This window comes from Dethiosulfovibrio salsuginis, from assembly GCF_900177735.1.
In the GTDB taxonomy this organism is placed as follows: Bacteria; Synergistota; Synergistia; order Synergistales; family Dethiosulfovibrionaceae; genus Dethiosulfovibrio; species Dethiosulfovibrio salsuginis.
Window position 1 is genome coordinate 30,400 of sequence record NZ_FXBB01000003.1, and the last position, 19,090, is coordinate 49,489.

16 protein-coding genes and 1 pseudogene are annotated in these 19,090 nt (G+C 54.7%); 6 read left to right on the forward strand and 11 right to left on the reverse strand.

The window, feature by feature from the left end; genetic code table 11:
- Window positions 1-380: 380 nt before the first annotated feature.
- The 11 genes from B9Y55_RS02330 to B9Y55_RS12975 all read right to left on the reverse strand — a co-directional run bounded on the left by B9Y55_RS02330 (window position 381) and on the right by B9Y55_RS12975 (window position 15,829).
- Entirely contained in the window at window positions 381-1,361 is a 981-nt protein-coding gene (locus B9Y55_RS02330; RefSeq protein WP_085543750.1) for an ABC transporter ATP-binding protein, read from the reverse strand.
- The gene (locus tag B9Y55_RS02335; protein WP_407641436.1) at window positions 1,361-2,368 is read right to left on the reverse strand and encodes an ABC transporter ATP-binding protein; all 1,008 of its coding nucleotides are present in this window, start codon (window positions 2,366-2,368) and stop codon (window positions 1,361-1,363) included. The genes B9Y55_RS02330 and B9Y55_RS02335 overlap by 1 nt, the downstream gene beginning before the upstream one ends.
- A 19-nt stretch (window positions 2,369-2,387) precedes the next feature.
- Window positions 2,388-3,260: an ABC transporter permease gene (locus B9Y55_RS02340; RefSeq protein ID WP_085543752.1), complete on the reverse strand. Its 873-nt coding sequence runs from the start codon at window positions 3,258-3,260 to the stop codon at window positions 2,388-2,390.
- A 13-nt stretch (window positions 3,261-3,273) separates the two neighbouring features.
- Window positions 3,274-4,203, reverse strand: a complete 930-nt coding sequence (nikB, locus tag B9Y55_RS02345; protein ID WP_085543753.1) for a nickel ABC transporter permease — start codon at window positions 4,201-4,203, stop codon at window positions 3,274-3,276.
- Between the two features lie 92 nt (window positions 4,204-4,295).
- Window positions 4,296-5,807: an ABC transporter substrate-binding protein gene (locus tag B9Y55_RS02350; protein WP_085543754.1), complete on the reverse strand. Its 1,512-nt coding sequence runs from the start codon at window positions 5,805-5,807 to the stop codon at window positions 4,296-4,298.
- Between the two features lie 300 nt (window positions 5,808-6,107).
- Window positions 6,108-7,262, reverse strand: a complete 1,155-nt coding sequence (locus B9Y55_RS02355) for an amidohydrolase (RefSeq protein ID WP_143340779.1) — start codon at window positions 7,260-7,262, stop codon at window positions 6,108-6,110.
- A gap of 145 nt (window positions 7,263-7,407) precedes the next feature.
- Window positions 7,408-9,999, reverse strand: coding sequence for a lectin like domain-containing protein (locus B9Y55_RS02360; protein WP_159448199.1), 2,592 nt, complete (start codon window positions 9,997-9,999; stop codon window positions 7,408-7,410).
- 162 nt (window positions 10,000-10,161) lie between these two features.
- On the reverse strand, window positions 10,162-11,142 hold the full coding sequence (locus tag B9Y55_RS02365) for a purine-nucleoside phosphorylase (RefSeq protein ID WP_200806609.1): 981 nt from the start codon (window positions 11,140-11,142) through the stop codon (window positions 10,162-10,164).
- A gap of 66 nt (window positions 11,143-11,208) precedes the next feature.
- Entirely contained in the window at window positions 11,209-12,822 is a 1,614-nt protein-coding gene (locus B9Y55_RS02370) for a gamma-glutamyltransferase family protein (protein WP_234986101.1), read from the reverse strand.
- Between the two features lie 88 nt (window positions 12,823-12,910).
- Window positions 12,911-15,511, reverse strand: a complete 2,601-nt coding sequence (locus tag B9Y55_RS02375) for an efflux RND transporter permease subunit (RefSeq protein ID WP_159448200.1) — start codon at window positions 15,509-15,511, stop codon at window positions 12,911-12,913.
- 105 nt (window positions 15,512-15,616) lie between these two features.
- Window positions 15,617-15,829 (reverse strand): permuted SH3 domain-containing protein, encoded by a 213-nt coding sequence (locus B9Y55_RS12975; protein WP_143340780.1) that lies wholly within the window; start codon window positions 15,827-15,829, stop codon window positions 15,617-15,619.
- Here B9Y55_RS12975 and B9Y55_RS02380 point away from each other — a divergent pair.
- The 6 genes and pseudogenes from B9Y55_RS02380 to B9Y55_RS02400 all read left to right on the forward strand — a co-directional run bounded on the left by B9Y55_RS02380 (window position 15,807) and on the right by B9Y55_RS02400 (window position 19,089).
- Complete coding sequence (locus tag B9Y55_RS02380; RefSeq protein WP_159448201.1) at window positions 15,807-16,154, forward strand: RNA-guided endonuclease TnpB family protein; 348 nt, start codon at window positions 15,807-15,809, stop codon at window positions 16,152-16,154. The genes B9Y55_RS12975 and B9Y55_RS02380 overlap by 23 nt on opposite strands.
- Window positions 16,141-16,322: pseudogene (locus B9Y55_RS13695) on the forward strand (zinc ribbon domain-containing protein). Before B9Y55_RS02380 ends, B9Y55_RS13695 begins: the two are co-directional and overlap by 14 nt.
- A 238-nt stretch (window positions 16,323-16,560) precedes the next feature.
- Window positions 16,561-16,938: a TolC family protein gene (locus B9Y55_RS02385; RefSeq protein ID WP_085543757.1), complete on the forward strand. Its 378-nt coding sequence runs from the start codon at window positions 16,561-16,563 to the stop codon at window positions 16,936-16,938.
- Window positions 16,939-17,379 carry a hypothetical protein gene (locus B9Y55_RS02390; RefSeq protein ID WP_143340782.1) on the forward strand — a complete coding sequence of 147 codons (441 nt, stop codon included), beginning with the start codon at window positions 16,939-16,941 and terminating at the stop codon, window positions 17,377-17,379. It abuts the gene before it with no gap.
- Window positions 17,351-18,046, forward strand: coding sequence for an ABC transporter ATP-binding protein (locus B9Y55_RS02395; RefSeq protein WP_085543759.1), 696 nt, complete (start codon window positions 17,351-17,353; stop codon window positions 18,044-18,046). The genes B9Y55_RS02390 and B9Y55_RS02395 overlap by 29 nt, the downstream gene beginning before the upstream one ends.
- On the forward strand, window positions 18,043-19,089 hold the full coding sequence (locus B9Y55_RS02400; RefSeq protein ID WP_085543760.1) for an ABC transporter permease: 1,047 nt from the start codon (window positions 18,043-18,045) through the stop codon (window positions 19,087-19,089). Before B9Y55_RS02395 ends, B9Y55_RS02400 begins: the two co-directional genes overlap by 4 nt.
- Window position 19,090 lies beyond the last annotated feature (1 nt).

Sequence of the window (19,090 nt, forward strand, 5' to 3'; positions counted from 1 at the left end):
CATTTGATACTCCCTTCGTGTTGTTAGGATATTAAGATAAATAAAACCAAAGCTACGGCGACTACGGATAGATCCTCCCTTCTCCTACCGGACAGGTGTGTCATATTTTTCACGGTCTACTATACAATAACCTGGTCATTATGGCAAAGGGATTTTTTCTTCTATATCAGAGATATCTACAAAAAAAATATCTAGAAGTATATCGTTGAATCAAGTGAATCTAGCTATTGAACTTACGTTTACATACATAAATGATCAAATTGAACAAAAAAACAGCGGAGCTCGGGAAGACCTGAGCTCCGCTGTTTTTTACTTTTTATCCAGGCGACGAGAAGGTCTTTTGGCCTTGATGCCGTCTATGTCTATATTTATTAGGAGATTTATACCGTCTCCTTGAGCTCCTTGGCGTAGTGACAGGCGACCCATCTTCCTGGATCTATCTGCCTGAGCTCGGGAGTCTCGATGGAACACCGCTCCTGACGATAGCGACAGCGTCCCGCAAAACGGCAGCCCGCCGGAGGCTCTATAGGACTCGGCACATCTCCCTCGAGTATGATCCTCTTGCTCCTGTCCACGTCCATCTTGGCGATAGGTATAGCCGAGAGAAGGGCCTGGGTGTAGGGATGGAGGGGATCCTTGAATATAGACCTATAGTCGGTCAGCTCCACCATCGACCCGAGATACATAACGGCGATACGGTCGGATACGTGTTTAACCACGCTGAGGTTGTGAGATATAAACACGTAGGTATAGCCAAACTCCTTCTGGAGGTTGTTAAGCAGGTTCAGAACCTGAGCCTGAATACACACGTCAAGGGCGGATACCGGCTCGTCCAGGACTATAAACTCGGGAGAGAGGGCCAGAGAGCGGGCAATACCTACCCTCTGTCTTCTGCCTCCGTCGAGCTCGTGAGGATAGGCGTTTACCAGTCTCTGAGCCAATCCAACGGTGTCCATGAGATCTTTCACCTTTTTTATCCTGTCAGCGGAGTTGGAGAAAACTTTGTTGACCAACAGAGGCTCGGAGATAAGCTCCGACACGGAAAGTCGGGGGTTCAAGCAAGAATAGGGATCCTGAAAGACTATCTGTATCTTCTTTCTCATTTCCTTCATCCTAGAGCTAGAAAGCTTTAGGATATCCTCTCCCCAGAACTTGACCTCTCCACTGGTGGCCTCCAGAAGACGGATCATGGCCCTCCCCAGAGTGGACTTACCGCATCCCGACTCTCCCACCAGGCCAAGGGTCTCGCCCTTGAGTATGGAGAAGGAGACGTCGTCCACGGCGTGAAGCATCCCTCTTTTCGTGTGGAAGTATTTTTTTAGATTTTTTACCTCCACTATAGGCTGTCCGGTGAGACTCATTATTTCACCTCCGTGGCGGCTGAATCTTTAAGCAGCTTCTTTCCCCATACGGGACAGGCGACGAAGTGCCCCGGTTCGATCTCCACCATCTCAGGAACCTCCTGAGAACAGGTCTCCACAGCGTAAGGACACCTAGGGTGAAACGAACAGCCGGAAGGGATATCTGTCGGATCGGGCATAAGTCCCTTTATGACCTTGAGCTCGTCCTCGTCCTCGGTAAGATCGGGGATTGAGTTGAAGAGCCCCTCGGTGTAGGGATGGGCAGGACGGTTGAACAGCGCCTCGGTGGAGGCGTACTCAACGACCTTACCGGCGTACATTATGGCCACCTTGTCGCACATCTCCGCCACGATCCCCAGGTCGTGGGTTATCATGATGAGGGAGGTGTTGATCTTTCTGCGAAGTTCCTTCATCAGCTCGAGGACCTGGGCCTGGATCGTCACGTCCAGAGCGGTGGTCGGCTCGTCGGCGATAAGAAGGGCGGGATTACAGGCCAGTGCTATGGCTATTACCACCCTCTGTTTCATCCCTCCGCTGAACTGATGAGGAAAATCTCTGGCTCTCTCTTTTTTGATACCCACCATCTCCAACATCTCCACCGCCCTCTCAAGGGCCTGTTGCTCGGTGACGTCGTTGTGGAGCAGTACCATCTCGGCTATCTGTTTATCCACCGTGATGACGGGGTTTAGGGAGGTCATAGGGTCCTGGAAGATCATGGAGATCTTTCCACCTCTAATGGCTCTCATCTGGCTCTCGGTCTTAGAGAGCAGATCCTCCCCTTCAAAGATTATCTTGCCTCCAATGACCTTTCCTGGAGGATCGGGAACCAGCCTCATAATACCGAGGGCTGCGGTTGTCTTTCCCGCTCCCGTCTCTCCAACGAAGCCGAGGTTTTCGCCGTACCCCAGGGAGAGATTCAGGTTTTCAACGGCGTGGACAGTGCCACTTTCGACGACGTAGTGAATGGTCAAGTCCTGTATATCGAGAATAAATTTTTTATCGTCCATTTGAGTCATCCCCCGCTCCCTACCTTCTTAGTTTCGGATCAAGGACGTCCCTGAGGCCGTCACCGAGGAAGTTAAGGGCCAAAATAGTGATCATTATGGCCAGGCCAGGGAATATGGTCATGTATGCGTAATCTCTAATGTACTCTCGTCCGCCGGAAAGCATAGCACCCCACTCAGGGATCGGGGGCTGAATACCAAGCCCGATAAACGAAAGTCCTGCGGCGGTCAGTATGGCACTGGCTACGCCCAGAGTACACTGAACGATGATCGGAGCGAGACAGTTAGGGATAATGTGCTTAAGGATTATCCTGGAGTCGGAGGAACCGACAGCCTTCGCCGCCTCGACGAACTCCTGATCCCTCAGGGAGAGCACAGACCCCCTTATGATACGGGCATACTGTGGGGTGCTGGATATACCTACCGCCACCATCATGTTATAGAGACCGGGCCCCAGGGAGGCGGCGATGGCTATAGCCAGGAGTATAGACGGTATCGCCAGGAGGATATCCATACATCTCATGATAATGTTATCTATCCTGCCGCCGTAGTAGCCCGCCACCGCTCCTAAAAAGCCACCGAAGATAACCGAGATGGAGACCGCTATCAGGCCAACCTGAAGGGATATCCTTGAACCGTAGATTATCCTGCTGAAAATATCCCTGCCGAACTCGTCGGTGCCGAAGAAATGCTCCTTGGAGGGAGCCTGAAAGGCGTCCATCAGGCTTTGCTGATCATACCTGTAAGGGGCGACAAAATCGGCGGTTATAGCAAAGAAGATCAGTAGACCTACTATAAACAGACCAAACATAGCCAGAGGGCTCTTACAAAGCCGCTTCCAGATCCCCAGAAGTCCTGCTTCGCTTTTTACTTTTACGGAAGACTGTACACTCATGTTATACCCTCCTCTACTTGTACTGTGCCCGGATCCTTGGATCGACGTAGGCGTAGAGAAGATCGACCAGAAGGTTCACCAAGCTGAAGGTGATGGCTATGAACAGCACTCCACCCTGCACCATAGGATAGTCTCTCATCTTAATGGCCTCGACCATGAGGCGGCCAACTCCTGGAATTGAGAATATGGACTCGGTGAGAACCGCACCGGCCAGCAACGTGCCGAACTGGAGGCCTACTACCGTAACTATAGGGATAAGGGCGTTGCCCAGAGCGTGTCGCCATATGACGATTCGCTCGATCTGGCCCTTTGATCTAGCGGTACGGATGTAGTCCTGTCTGACGACCTCCAACATGCTGGAGCGGGTCATTCTGGTTATAACCGCCAGAGGGTTACAGGCCAAAGTCAGCGTCGGAAGGACCAGCGTGGCCCAGGAGTCAAAGCCAGAGGAGGGAAACCACCGAAGCTTTACGGAGAAAAGAAGGATCAGCAATAGGCCCTGCCAGAACACCGGCATAGATAGCCCTACTATGGCCAAAAATCGGGTTATATTGTCGAAAAAGCTGTTCTGCTTTATGGCCGACAGAATGCCTATAGGAATTCCAAAAAGGACCGCCGCGATGACGCAACTGACAGCGAGCTTGAGAGTCGCGGGGAAAGCGCTCATTATCTCGTCGAAAACCGGCCGTCTGGTCATGTAGGAGCGACCTATGTCGCCCTTCGTGACCGCCTTAACGACGTAGTTGCCGAACTGCACAAAGAAGGGATCGTTTAGCCCCTCTTTTTCCCTGAACTCGTGAAGGGCCTCTTCTGTGGCCTGTTCTCCCATGACTATCCTGGCAGGATCTCCTGGGGTTAAATAAAGCAAAGTAAAAACAATAAAGGCGACTCCGAGCATAACCGGAATCAAAGAGACAATTCTCTTGAAAATATACTTTATCACTGTTCATCCACCCTCCTGGACATGAGAGAAGCAGGAGCTAGTTATGCGGCTCCTGCTTCTCCCGTAGGATCGGTTATAGATACGGAGTTATCTTACTTAAAGGACACGCCAGCGAGGTTATGGTATCCCCTGGCGCTGGGAATGAAGTTCTCCACTTCGTTTTTGACGCCGTAGAAGGTCTCCTCGGCATAGAGATAAAGGTAGGGGTTCTGCTCGTTAAGCCGCTTCTGAAGGTCCATGTAGAGGGCCTCTCTCTCAGGGCCGTCGGGCATGGTCTTGCCTTTGTCGATAAGGGCATCGATCTCTTCGTCGTGGAATTTGGCGTAGTTGGATCCTCCACCGGAATGGACGATACCGGACATGATGCCGTCTGGGTCGACGCTGGAGATGGTCCAACCGAGGATGTACATATCGTGGTCACCGAGCTTGAGGCCGTCGAGGTATGCTCCCCACTCGAGGACTTTAGCCTCTATCTCTATTCCAACTTCCTTGAGCTGAGCCTGGAAGATCTGGGCCAGGTCGACTCTGGGCTTGTAGGCGTTGGACCAGATCTGGGCCTTAAGGGGCAGCTTGACTCCCGCTTCGGCGAGGAGCTGTTTAGCTCTCTCTACGTCCCTCTTGGGCATAGTAGCGCTCTGGTCGGAGTATTTGATGGTCTTGGGAACTAAGCTGACAGGAGTCTCACCGGTACCACGGAAGACTGCGTGTCTGGCACCGTTGATATCGAGGGCCAGCTTGACGGCCTCACGGACCCTGGGATCGTTCCAAGGCTCTTTGGCGGTGTTGAAGCCCATGAAGCAGGTGGAGTGCTGATAGGCGCTGATTACGTTAAGATCCTTGTTGTCCTTTACCCTGGAGACGTCGGCAGTGGGGATAAGGTAAGCGATATCGACGGCACCGGTCTCGAGCTCGATGGTACGGTTGACGCTCTCAGGGACGGAACGCATGACGAGGGTCTTGTAAGCGGGTTTGTCTCCCCAGTACTCCTCGAAACGCTCAAGGACCAGCTTGTCGTTCTTGACCCATTCCTTCATGGTGAAGGGGCCGGTTCCCACGGGGTTCATGGGATACATGTCGCCCTTCTCCTCGACGGCTCTCTGGTTGACTACGGCCAAAGAGGTGTGGGCCATGGTCCCCCAGAAAGGGGTAAAGGGATACTTTATCTTGATGACGACGGTGTAGTCGTCCTCGGCCACAACACTCTCGATTATCTCGGGATACTGCTTTATGGCAGATCCCAAGGGGCTCTTGGCCCTCTCGATGGAGTAGAGGACGTCAGCCGCGGTGAAGGGATCGCCGTTATGGAACTTGACGCCCTTGCGGAGAACGAACCTGTAGGTAGTGGGGTCGATCTGCTCGAACTCCTCGGCCAACAGGGGGATAGGGTTACCTTCATCGTCGAGATCGATAAGGGTCTCGTTGATATGGCAGATAGCGCCGCTTGCGGCCACCTCGTTCTGGACGATGGGGTCAAGAGAGCGAGCGTCGTAGATGTTGGCGATAGTCAGAGTGTCCTTCGCCAGTGCGGGGATCGCCATGAGCCCCAAGAAAACCGCTGAGAGTACTACCCAGGTTAAGCCTTTGGTGCGCCTTGTTCCTTTCATTGCTTCATCTCCTCCTTTTGATTTATACCAGACAGGATGTAAGGCCGACAGGCCAACACCTCTTCTGCTACGGAAAACTCCTCGTTTTTATATGTTCAGCTAAGAGAGCTTGACAGATTTAAGGTTATCGCGCTCTAACTTGATGAGGATAGCTATTTAGCAGGGTGGCTCTAAAAACTCTGAAAAAGACGTTTTTTACAGGCTCCTTCACTAGATTAAGGCCTGCATTCAAAGTTGGATCCGTTTTACCATCCGTCCATAACTCTATCGGTTTTATCCGAATTTGTCAATTGTTCTTTTTTACCAGTCAAGCTGGGGCTGTCCGTCCACGAAAACCTGGACAGGTCGACTTCTCACGTCCAGTGGATCTCCCGACCATACGACAAGGTCGGCGTCCTTTCCTGACTCTATGGAACCGAGGCGATCCTCAAGCTCGAGATGGCTTGCCGCCTCTACGGTGAGGGCCTTAAGGGCGGTCTGTTCGTCCAGGCCAGCTCTGACAGCCAGGGCCGCCGCCACAGGAAGATTTTCTATAGGTATGACAGGATGGTCGGTTATAAGACAGAAGGGGACCCCTGCCTCCTTAAGGGCCAGGAGGGTGTGCCAGCCTTTGTCACGGACCTCCACCTTGGTCTTGCTGGTCGCCGTTGGGCCTACCGCTGCTTTTACCTTTTTCTCCGCAAGATAGTCCGCTATGAGATGGCCCTCGGTGCAGTGCTCCAGGGTATAGCGAAGGCCAAACTCGTCGCATATCCGAATAGCGGTGCATATATCGTCGGCCCTATGGCAGTGGATCCTCATGGGCACGGTGCCGTCCAGTACGGGGAGAAAGTTCTCCATTCCCTGATCCAGAGTGAAGTGTTCTCCCTTCTTCTCCGCCTGCTCCTTCTTGGCCCGGTAGTCAAACGCGTCACCTATGGCTTTTCTCATACAGGCGGCGTTGCCCATCCTGGTGGAGGGGAACCGTCCCTTGCCGCCCTGCCAGTTAACCGGGTTCTCGCCTAGGGCAGCCTTCATCCCAGAATGAGCCCTGATGACCATGCGGTCCACTATGTTGCCGACGGGCTTGACAATGACACCGGTCCCACCGATTATGTTGGCGCTCCCAGGCAGTATCTGCATACAGGTGATGCCAGCCTCGACGGCGTTCCTAAACCCCTCGTCGGAGGGATTGATGCCGTCTATGGCCCTGACGTGGGGGGTAACGGCGGAGGTATCCTCGTTCACGGCGTTCATGGCTCCGGGAACACCTTCCTCGCAGATTCCGGCGTGAACATGGGCGTCTATGAAGCCTGGGGTGACGATTCTGCCCTCTACGTCCAGGACTGTAGCTCCCTCTGGGACCACCCCACCGGACTCTAGAGAGACTATCTTCCCCTTATCCATCACTATGGTTCCGTTCTCCACCACGCCACAGGCCATGGTGATGACCTTGGCGTTCACAATAGCTTTCACCTAAAAACCCCTCCCTTTGTTTTGGTACGAAACTCTCAGAACATTGTAGTCCAAAACACCTCCGAAAGAAATCACGTCCGACTAGAGGGACTATAGAAAAAAGCACCGCCCCCCTAAATTGAGGGAGGCGGTGCTTTTTTGATCGTTATCTACGGAAGAATATCACAGGCAAAGCCAATAGCAACAATCCAGGGTGAAGCCCTAAGGAACAACCACCGCCTCCTGTCGATGGATCGGGGTCAGGAGCGGGACCAGGCCCAGGAGCAGGGGACTTTGCCTCCAGAGGGGCGGTCAGCAGCTTGACATCTCTTAAGACCCCATCGACACTTCTTGGCTTCTCGTAATCACTACCGTCTTTCAACTCAAAAGACTGGTCTGATGTGGAATAAGCGGAGAACCATCCCTTTGAAGGCTGAGATGGAATCTCGTATTTGACAGTCTCATAGTTAAAAGCAAAGGTAACGGTCCGCCTATAGGTCCTGTCGGAGGAAGACACGTCGGAAGAACGACTTAAAACTACGCTGCTCTTGCCGGAATCGAGAGATATTTCCATGGTCTCTAAGACAGGGTAGTGAGTGTCATCGGACACCAAAAGCCAGCTGTCACTCTCGATATCGGACAGCCCCAAAAGGGACGCTATATCAGCGGAGGTTATGTCGCAGCTTGTGATCTTGACGTCCAAAGGAGCTATAACCGGATCTCCAGAGACAGTTCCTCCGTTAATATCGGGTTTTTTGACGTAAACGCCGGAAACCGAGGTAGTCTCTCCTCCTGTAATTAGCACGTCCCGGGAAACCGGAGTGTACCACTTATCCCCTGAGACATCCCCAAACTCCAGCCTGTAGGTTCCTCTGTCAATCGACCTCGCCACGTCGAAGGAGGCCCATACCGCATCACCAGAGACCCTCCAACCTTGGGACGAGCTTTTAGCCTCCAGAGGAGAGGCGGTTACAGCGAGACTACCGACCTGTATTTCCTGGTAGATCCCCGACAGGGACCTAGAGGATCCTGATGTAAGGTTGATTCTCTCGGGAGAGGGAGTCGTCCATCCTCTGATCGGCCTGTAGGAGACCGTATAATCTCCAGGAGCGAGAGCCGCCAAAGAGGAACCTGAGTCGTTCCATACACCACCGCCGTCGACGCTCCACTTAGCACCGGCGGACACCGCCGCCGCAGGGGTTATTGTGACCGACAGAGAAGCGGGAGCGGGAGAGCTTCTGCGAACGGCAAAGGCCTTAAGACAGACGTTAGCCGTCGGATCAAAGGTGGTCATATCGGTCCAGGAGCTCCCGTCTGCGGAGAAATAACTCTGACCAGGGGAAGCCGATGCCTTGTCCGAATAGCCGACAATCCGTCTCTCAACTGCAATAGGGCTATCGTAGCCGGGAGTCGTTAGCCTGACCACGACGGAGAAAGACTGCCCCGAGGTCAGAGCCACCGACGACGCCAGAGGTACTGTGTAGTATCCAGGGGCCTGAAGGGTGCCGACCTGGCCGTCTATGGCCTTCGTCCCGGAGATAGGGCCAGAAACGGAACCGGTGTAGACCGATATGGAGTAGGAGTTGCCGACTCCGCCGGCGTAGAAGGACACCGCTCTTAGATCGGAGTCCTCGGATGCGGTGAAGACGTTAGCCATCCATGCGGTATCGTTAACCGATCCCGAGGGCTTAAACGACCCCGTCCATCCCAGAGGATCGTACTGATAAACCGTATCGTAGGTAGCAGGATCTCCGCCTACGTAGGCAGCACCTGTGTCTATTACGGCGTCGTAATAGGACAGATAGAAATAGCCGTTGTCCCCCCAGGTCGATCCCCAGGAGTTTTTGACTATCCAGGCTCCATCATAAGGGGGTAGATTAGCGGAATTAAAATTTGATCTCGAGTAGTCATCGTCCCAACCTACAACCGTCACCGCATGGTTAGCTCTGCCCACTGACAGACCATCAGGGTTCCCCGACGGGATATAAGAGGCGTAGGTCGAGGGGTTGAAGTAGGGAGAATTATTCCAGTTGCCAGTCTGAGGATCACCAGCATACATTCCAACGGAAACCGCACCGTGGCTCATAAGGGCCTGCTTTATGTTCTCGATACTGGCTTTTTGATATCGAGTATCCGAATCATAGTAGAAGTAAAAAACATTGCGAAGAAATCTGCTCACCGGAGCGGACGCCGAAGGGGCGACCGATCCATAAGGAGCGTCTGCCTCGTTAACCGCACCGGTTCCTCTGGCCAGGAGGGCTATAGCCTTAAAATCGTCGCCCCCTCTGTTCATTACTCCGGGAAAATCGGAGGCGGAGTAGTTGCCAAACCCCACCAAAGAAGGACTCTGATCGACGTAACCGAAGTAGGCTAAAAACTGCTCAGAGTAATCAGGGCTGGCCAGTCCCGCCTTTAAGGCAGTGGACTCCAGGGAAGCTGTCGCGCTGAAGGTCCAGCAACTACCGTAGGGATTCTGATTTCTGACGGGAGTCACTAAACCCAGATCCCTGAGATCGTATGCCGCGGGAAAGCTCCCCCTCTTCCCATGAGGGCCAGAAACCGACACTCCTGCCAGGTGGCTGAGATCCACCGGCGATGGGGTCCTGCCGTTGATAGCATCTCCAGCTGAAAGCCCCTTACTCCTCTCCATGTACCTCTGAAAAGCCGGGTTTACAGGGGCCATCTCGTTTGCCCAGGCCGAGGCGGACAGGGTCAACAAAAGAAGTGTCAACATCACTAAACCATTTTTAAGTTTCAACTCGCATCTCTCCCTTCTGTTGGTCGGCCCAAGGCCAACTGCACAACTTTCTGAATCTACACCATACTCTTCATTAAACACCATCTTCTATAGGCTGTCAAGGCGGCGAGAAGAGACTAAAAAAGAGAAGGGCCCACCGATCGGTAGACCCTCCTGCAAATACTAAAGCTCGCTCCACTCTCCGGGATTGGCCAGTATGTGGTCCACCACAACCGAACCAACCTTAAAACCGTTTGTCATTCCTATGGAAAACCCACCGGAGGAGGCGGCGAGGCTCTCCTTGACGGTCTGGTCAGGGTGGGGCCCGTCGAAGTTGACCACGTCCCTAACGACCAAGTATCTGTTCAGATAACCGAAGTTCCGGAGGACCGCGGCGAAGGCGTTGTCCTCCATCTGTGTGACCATGTAGGTTCCAGCGTCGTACTGGGAGCAGATATAGTCGGCGGTCTCGGATGAACCCTGACCGTGCCAGTAGGCATCGCTGGTCACGGAGACCCCCATCTGCACCGATGGGGCGGCATTTGCCGCCTTCTGGGGATAGAGGGCCCTGTATGCGACGGCTTTATCGTCGTCGGATAGCTCCACCGACTTCGTAAGATCGTAGGCCTTCTGGGCCATGGCCCTGTTTAGGGGTATGTAGCCGGCGTCCCTGAAGTCGTCCATCACCATAAAGGTCGGCTCACCGGATACACCGTCGGACTGTTTCCAGCTGTGTCCCAGCTCGTAGTCCACCACGGCATCGCACCAGACCACAGAGCCCAGGGTGCTTCTCTCCGGCGACGCACCGGCACAGCCGGAGGTTATAAAATAGGCGTCGCTGAAGTCGAAACGGGGATCTTTAAGTATGGCTGTGAGGGTAGCAGCGGCCTGGGCCTTTCCCATGCCGGTCACGATGCCGGCCACGCCGGAATCCGCCACAAACAGAGGGTAGGGAGCACCTAGCACGTCGTAGGGCTGATTCTCCATGAGATACCCCTCGTACCAGTGCTGAAACTCACCGGCGAAGTCCCCGGTGTTCTCCCCGATCTCGAACATCGCCATAACCAGGACCTTAACCTTGACCGGCTCACCGGCAAAGGCGGAGCCGACCAGCACCATGACCGCTAAAAGCGCGCCGAACAAACTACGTTTGAACTTATCCACCGCGAACACCCCTTACTTTTATTTGTTTAGACAAGGATATGTCAACTTTACTTTCCGGTCAAGGGGTCACCACGTCGCGACGGTGCCGTCGGCCCTGGGTTCGGTGGCTCCGACCAGGCTGCCATCGGAGGTCCTGAAAACCATCTGTCCCCTTCCAAAAGAGTCTGAGTTCAGCGATATCGATACCCTATGGGCCAACCTCTCCAGGGCCTGGGCCAGATCCGACGGAAACGACGGCTCCACGGTAACGTCAAGCCCTCCGGTCCACTGCCACCTGGGGGCGTCCAGTGCCTCCTGGGGGTTCATACCATGGTCAAGCATCCCGGTCAGAACCTGTAGATGTCCCTGAGGCTGCATATAGGCCCCCATGACCCCAAAGGGACCTATAGGCTCGTCACCTCTGCTGAGGAATCCGGGGATTATGGTGTGATATGGCCTCTTTCCTGGGGCCAGCTCGTTGGGATGGCCCGGCTCCATGGAGAAACCCAGTCCTCGGTTATTGAGGGCTATGCCGGTTCCGGGAACTACGACTCCTGAACCGAACCCTGTGTAGTTGCTCTGAATGAGGGACACCATCGTCCCGTTGCCGTCGGCGACCGCCACGTAAACCGTCCCCCCGCTGTGAGGATCCCCTGCCTCGGGACGTATGGCTCTATCCCCTATCAGATCCCTACGGGATGTCAGATAGTCCGGGGAAAGGAGCTCCTCCACGGGAATATCCCCTCTGTCGGGGTCGCATATATACCTCTGTCCATCGGCGAAGGCCAGCTTTATCGCCTCGATCCTGCGATGGACGGCGAGAGGATCGTCCCACTCCCCTGCCTCCATACCGTCCAGTATCCCAAGGGCCAGAAGTGCGACCAGCCCCTGACCGTTAGGGGGCAGCTCCCACACAGTAGTGTCCCTGTAGTTGACCGAGATAGGCTCAACCCATTTGGGCCTGTAATCTCCCAGGTCGGGAAGATCCAACAGCCCACCGGTCTTTTTGGAAAAACCGGCTATCCTATCGGCGATCTCCCCTCTGTAGAAAGACTCTCCATCCGAGTTGGCGATGGCTTCAAGGGTCCTAGCGTGATTATGGAGCTTAACGATTTGCCCCGGTTTTGGAGAACGACCATCGGGCAAAAAGGTGTCGAACCACGATGCCAATTCGGGGTTATCCGCCTGCTTGTCGTACTTCACCGACGCGAGATCCCAGTTATGGGCCACCACAGGAGGAACTGCGACCCCCGATCTAGCCAGATCTACGGCAGGGGCCAAGGACTCAGAGAGGCCAAGGCGTCCCAACCTCCTTGCCAGTGCGGCCCAGGCTCCGACTGCCCCGGGAACACAGACCGGAAACCATCCCATCTGAGGCAGACGGTCTAGCCCACTCCGTTTGAGCAGATCATTGGTCAGAAGCTTAGGGGACGGACCGCTTCCGTTCATTCCGTACATCCTGCCGTCCTTCCAGACTATGGCGAAACAGTCGCTCCCGAGGCCATTGCTGGTGGGCTCCACCACCGTGAGAGCGGCGGCGGTGGCCACCGCTGCGTCCACGGCGTTGCCGCCCTTTTTAAGCACGTCCAGACCGGCCTGAGCCGCCTGGGGATGGGACGTCGCCACCATTCCCCTAGAACCGTAAACCAAGGACCTTCTCGATGGATAACGATAACGATGAGGATCTATTCCTTTAATCATAAAGTCAACCTCCTTCGTCTTCTTCTGTCAGGCATATACAAACACCTCTACTAGGAGTTTAACCTAAAAAGTCGGACATACAAAGGGGCTAAAGGATCGTGAGTCCGTAGACCACCGCACCGACTATCAACAACATATCGGGAACAAGTTTTTTTGCCTCCAGCAAGAGGAACAGGGCGAAGAGCCCCACCACCTGAGAGACCGCCCATAGCGTTGAGCTGCCTGGGAAAGAGCCTATCGTCTCAATCGCCGTGGTGATGAAGGATATGAACACCGAGAGAAATATGGACATAAGGATCGGCATTATAAACTTGGTCATGGATTTCATTCCAGGAGACCGCTTTATCCTGTCGAAGCAGGAAAAGGCCACCAGGGCGTTGGACATAGCGGGCAACACCATGGCAAGCACCAGTATAGCCCCACCGACGCCAGCCCAGATCCCTACTCCCAAAGGGGACATAGACACTCCGATAGGCTTGATGCCGTTAACCCCAAGCCCTGTCCCCGCCAGGCTTTGGACCATATCCCAACCGGAGATGGCGGAAAGCTTGGTGATTATCGGGGAGGGCAGTGCGTTGACTATGGCGATATACTGCATAAGCCTTTCCTTCGAGTAGAGAAACACCTGGGAAGAAGGACCGGCCAGCAGGTCGATGGCAAGGGGAATGAACACCGGGCCTCCTCCGAATGTCATGAGCCCGGTGAAGATCATCCCCCCGAGCAGGCCAAGGTAGGCCACCGAAAGGAGGAAAGGCGAAAGGATAAACAGGGGAGCCAGGAGGATCAGCACGATCAGCCACATCTTGCCGACATCCTTCATTACCACCCCAGGCCCTGAGTCCCCCGAGGAGAGGACATCCTCCGACGGAAGGGCGGGGGTTATCCAAAGTCCTCGGGCTCCCATAATCACCATAAAAAGGACCAATCCCCAACTAAGCCACCATGGGATTGTCACGTCGAGGTTGACCGGCAGGTCGCTGTGTATGAGAAGGAAAATAGCCACCGGAACGACCATCGCCTCCCTAACGAACCTAGGCCAGGGAGCGGAGGCGGTTATAGCCAGGGAGATCATCGCAAGTATTACGAAACCGTTGTCAACACCTACGGAGAGCAGTATCAGACAGAGGACGGAGAAAAAAATCGTTCTGTCGGTTCCCAGAGCCGATCGGCTCTGTTTGAAGAACTTGGCCATCAGAAGGCACAACATGGCGGACACCAGAGGGAATACCGCCACCGTGGACCTCTGGAGTATCAACAGCTTGTCGGCGCTGTCCCCTACGGTGGAGAATATCCACCATATCAACGCCACCACCAGGACGGCCACAGGTCCAACGAGGGCAAAGACCGCCATAACAGCGCCCCAGATTCCCCCAGCCCTGTAGCCTATGACGGCGGCCATCTGAGGCGCCGCCGGACCAGGAAGTGTGTTGGAGAGGGCCAGAATATCGCTAAATGTAACGCTCTTGACCCATCGATATTTCTCCACCGCCTCCTTGTGCATCGCAGGAGCTATGGCCGCCCCACCGCCGAAACCTAACAGTCCAGTCTTAAAAAACGCCAAAAATATCTTCCACAACAACGTCACCACCCCTTTGTCCCGCCGATTATAGTTCAGATTTAGGCAAAGGGAAAATCCTGTAGAACACGGCGTAGAACAGTAGAACACCGGAACCATTATCATAGTCAGGAAGGTTCCGACGAAAAGACCTCCCATTATTGTGACAGACATACCCGAGTACATGGGATCGAACAGCAACGGGGCCATTCCCAGCACGGTGGTCCCGGCCGCCATAACCACCGGCCTCAGTCGAACCACCGACGAGTCCAGTATGGCCAGATATCGGTCCTTGCCGTCTTTTATCTGTATCTCCAGCTCGTCTATGAGGACTATGGCGTTTTTGATCAACATACCCGACAGACCAAGAAAACCTAAAATGGACATAAACCCGAAGGGTATCCCCGACAGGACCATCCCGCCCGATACCCCTATCAAAGAGAGAGGGACGGATAGAAACACTATTATCGGCTTTCTTATGGAGTTAAACAGCAATACAACGGTCAAAAACATAGCGATAAGACACAGAGGAAAGGTCTTCTGTAGCGGTTCCTGGGCCTCGGCCGAATCCTGGTACTCCCCGGTCCACGTCATGGAGTAGCCCAGAGGGACCTGGATAGAGCCTATGGCCTGGGTCAATTCCTGCCTGAGCGTCTCGGCGGTCCCGGAGATGGGGTTGCATTCGACCGAGATGGCCCTTTGACGATCGTGTCTGTTTATGAGGGGGTCCTCCCACACGAGCCTGGAACCATCCACCACGTTCGAGAGGGGGACGAAGCTCCCGTAAGCTCCGCTCCAGACCTGTATATCCTCGAGGGATCCCACAGACTTACGCTCATCCGCAGGAGGCCTCGAGATTATTGGTATCAGTTCGTCGTCCTCCCTGAATATGCCTACCCTGGTTCCCCCATAGGTCCACTGAAGGGCCTGGAGCAGGTCGTGACGGCTGACACCAACCTGGCGGGCACGGCTCTCGGAGAACTGGGGCCGCAACACGTGTACCTGTTGCCGCCAGTCGGTGCGCAGATCTCTCACCATAGGGTTCTGCCTAATAACGTCCATAGCCTGACCGGCCAGGCCCTTAAGGATCGTCTCGTCAGGGCCTCTGAAACGGACGCCAATCTTATACTCCACCCCTGGGCCGTTAGGCAACGCCGTAGGAGATAGCCCCTGCAATTACGATGAGGACCGTCATGACAGCCATGAAGGTCCTTTTTCTGAGAGAAAAACCGGCAGGATTCATCGTTTTAGGGGAGTTACCGACATACCGTCGGTGAGGAAGTCCGCACCGGCCACAACCAAATGCTCACCTGGTTTCAATCCTTCTATTACCGTAAACCGGTCGTCTCCCTGCAACTTGCCCAGGGACACCGATCTGGATCGTACCACCCCTTCTTCTGGATCGTAGACCCACAAGGTAGGGGTGGACGTGGAGATAAAAAACTTTGCCATATGCTCTAACGGCGAAACCTATGAGAACCCCAGATGGCTCAAAAGGTCTGAAAGACGACTGGTAAAACTACAGAAGGATCTGTCTCGTAAGGCTAAAGGTAGCAGCAACAGACAGAAGGCAAGGCTAAAGGTCGCCAAGCTGCACGGTAAGATAGCGGCCCAGAGACGTGATTTTTTGCACAAGGTCAGCACCGAGATCATTCGCGAAAACCAAGCCATAGTGATCGAGGACCTTAGGGTCAAAAACATGTTGAAAAACCATTGTCTCGCTAAAGCCATATCGGAGGTTTCATGGAGCGCGGTTCAGATCGATGCTGGAGTATAAATCCCTGTGGTACGGCAGAGATCCGATAATAGCTGGGGCAAATTATGCCAGCTCCCAACTGTGCTCTGGGTGTGTCCAAGTTGCGGCGTTCGCCACGACAGGGACGTAAATACGGCACAAAACCTACTGAAACTAGCGCTGCCCACCGAAATTAGCACGGCAGTGTAGCTTTGGTACTCACGAGGTCGGGACGACCTTTCGAGCCTGGGGAAACTTGTCTCGTTAGAGATATTGACCAGGAAGCCCCCACTTCTATAAGTGGGGGTAGTTCACACGATCGACCTATTTTAGTCAACCGATCAAAAAATACATCCCATCCTCAAGGCAACTCGCTAAAACTTCTTTATACTCTCACCCTCTCAATACCGTGTATCATATATGCCATAACTTGAAAGGGGTTGATAGGATGGGTTGGAGGTTTAGGGGGACGGTGTTCGCCCTATCGTTGGTGATCGCCGCCACCGCTTGGGGGGAGGAGGTCCTGACACTGGAGGACTGTATGGACATGGCGTCGCTCCACCCCGACCTAGTCGCGGCGGACCGACAGATAGACCTGTCCGACGCAAGGCTATCCAAAGCGGCCTCCCCCTGGAGGACGACTTTATCCCTCAAAGACAGGTACACCGTTCAGGAAAGCAGAGACGGATCCCACAGCGGATCTCTGGGCCTAAGCCAGCGGATATTCGACTCAGGGGTCACCGGGCTCGCTGTTAGAGGCAGCAAGGAGGATAGGCTATCGTCCGTTGAGGACCGGGCCTCGGTGCTACAGGACATCCGCTATTAGGTGGCCCAATCCTACTGCACCTTGCTCAATTCTCATGAGGATCTGTCCATAGCCAGGGAGCTTACAGAGCAGGACAGGCGACACCTGGAGATAGTTCAGGGAATGTACGACGTCGGGGAGAAGCCCCTCATAGACGTGGCCCAAGCCAGGGTCAACGACGTGTTGATGGCTCCGTCGTCGGCATTGAGGATCACCATGCCAGGGCAGGGAGGCAACGGGAAGAGCGGCAAAAGAGCCTCCAACGGAGGAACGGTATATACCCTCTCAGGAGACAGCCCTGTGCCGATGAAGGTCAAAATCGGCATGGCCCAGGATGGATGGATAGAGGTTATCGGCGACCTACAGGAGGGAGTCGAGGTTGTCGTGGAGGTAATATCCAACGGTGGCTCCTCCTCGAGAGGAGGTAGTCCCTTTGGCCCAACACCTGGTGGTCGTAGATAACCTGCATAAAAGGTACGTCCTGGGAGATCAGGAGGTGAACGCACTCCAGGGGGTGAGCTTCTCCGTGGAGAAAGGGGACTTCGTCTCCATTATGGGACCATCGGGATCGGGAAAATCCACCATGATGAACATGCTGGGGTGTCTGGACGTGCCCACCTCGGGCTCCTATCACCTGGACGGTAAGGACGTGGCGAGGATGAAACCTGACGAACTGGCCCGGGTGAGGCGGGATTCGCTGGGATTCGTCTTTCAGGGATTTAACCTACTTCCCAGGACCACAGCACTGGAGAACGTGGAGCTTCCAATGATCTACTCGGGGGTCCCTTCAGGAGAGAGGAAAAAGAGGGCTTCCGAGGCACTGAAACGGGTGGGATTAGGGGACAGGCAAGACCACAGGCCCCACCAGATGTCCGGAGGCCAGCAGCAGAGGGTAGCCATAGCTAGAGCACTGGTGAACAGGGCCCCTATAATACTGGCTGACGAGCCTACAGGAAACCTGGATACAGCCAACAGCACCGAGAAAATGGAGTTGTTTCAGGAGCTCAACGGAGAGCAGGGGATAACTGTCATACTCATAACCCACGAGCCCGAGATGGCCCTCTTCTCTAAAAGGATAATAACCTTCCGGGACGGCTCAATCGTCGAGGACAGGAGGCTGGAACCATGATATCGCCGATCCAGACGACAAAGATATCCCTCCGGGCCCTAGCTGCCAACAGGATGAGGTCGGCACTGACGGTTCTAGGCATAGTCATAGGGGTCACAGCGGTCATAGTGATGTTCGCCGTCGGCACCGGGGCAAGGGAGGAGATCGCAGGGAAGATGTCCGCCCTTGGCAGCAACATGCTCTTTATCAGACCCAACTATATGCCCTCGTCGGGGGCCAGGACCACCACCGTCGCCACCTTGACGGTCAAGGACGGAGAGGCGATAAAGGCGGAGTGTTCCGCTGTGATGGCAGTCGCCCCCACGGTCAACATGAACGCCCAGATCATAAGGGGCAACGCCAACTGGTCCACCAGGATCACCGGGACCACCGTATCCTTCCTGACGCTGAAGGACTGGTCCATAACATCCGGTCGGGAGTTTACCGGAAGTGAGGAGCGAAACTCCGCTAAGGTCTGCCTCCTAGGGGTCACGGTGGCGAAAGAGCTGTTTCAGGACCAGGATCCCCTGGGACAGTCGGTGAGGATAGGGAAGATCCCCTTCACTGTAATAGGGGTATTGGACGAAAAGGGCGAGTCCATGATGGGCGACGAGGACGACGACTTCAGGATAAGGAACGTCACCCAGATGGTGGAGGCCACTAAGTCAGCCACAGCGGTGATGACCATGTTGCTCACCGCTGTGGCGTCGGTGTCCCTGCTGGTCGGGGGAATCGGCATAATGAACATAATGCTGGTGTCGGTGACCGAGAGGACAAGGGAGATCGGCATAAGGATGGCCGTCGGAGCCACCGCCACGGACATCAGGATACAGTTTATGACCGAGGCGCTCATACTGTCGCTGATAGGCGGCTTCACAGGAGTCGCACTGGGGCTTGGAGGAGCCGCCGCCATAACCGCCTTTACCGGCTGGAACACCTCCGTCCCTATGGTCGCTGTGGCCCTGGCGGTAGGGGTGTCGGCGGCCACAGGGGTGTTTTTCGGCTACTACCCAGCCTCCAAGGCCGCCGCTCTGAGCCCGATAGAGGCGCTGAGACACGAATAAA

Bases quoted from the DNA above. Each gene is read 5' to 3' on its own strand.
- B9Y55_RS02330 (WP_085543750.1), bottom strand. From the start codon at position 1,361: ATGAGTCTCACCGGACAGCCTATAGTGGAGGTAAAAAATCTAAAAAAA.
- B9Y55_RS02335 (WP_407641436.1), bottom strand. From the start codon at position 2,368: ATGGACGATAAAAAATTTATTCTCGATATACAGGACTTGACCATTCAC.
- B9Y55_RS02340 (WP_085543752.1), bottom strand. From the start codon at position 3,260: ATGAGTGTACAGTCTTCCGTAAAAGTAAAAAGCGAAGCAGGACTTCTG.
- B9Y55_RS02350 (WP_085543754.1), bottom strand. From the start codon at position 5,807: ATGAAAGGAACAAGGCGCACCAAAGGCTTAACCTGGGTAGTACTCTCA.
- B9Y55_RS02370 (WP_234986101.1), bottom strand. From the start codon at position 12,822: ATGATTAAAGGAATAGATCCTCATCGTTATCGTTATCCATCGAGAAGG.
- B9Y55_RS12975 (WP_143340780.1), bottom strand. From the start codon at position 15,829: ATGGCAAAGTTTTTTATCTCCACGTCCACCCCTACCTTGTGGGTCTAC.
- B9Y55_RS02385 (WP_085543757.1), top strand. From the start codon at position 16,561: ATGGGTTGGAGGTTTAGGGGGACGGTGTTCGCCCTATCGTTGGTGATC.
- B9Y55_RS02400 (WP_085543760.1), top strand. From the start codon at position 18,043: ATGATATCGCCGATCCAGACGACAAAGATATCCCTCCGGGCCCTAGCT.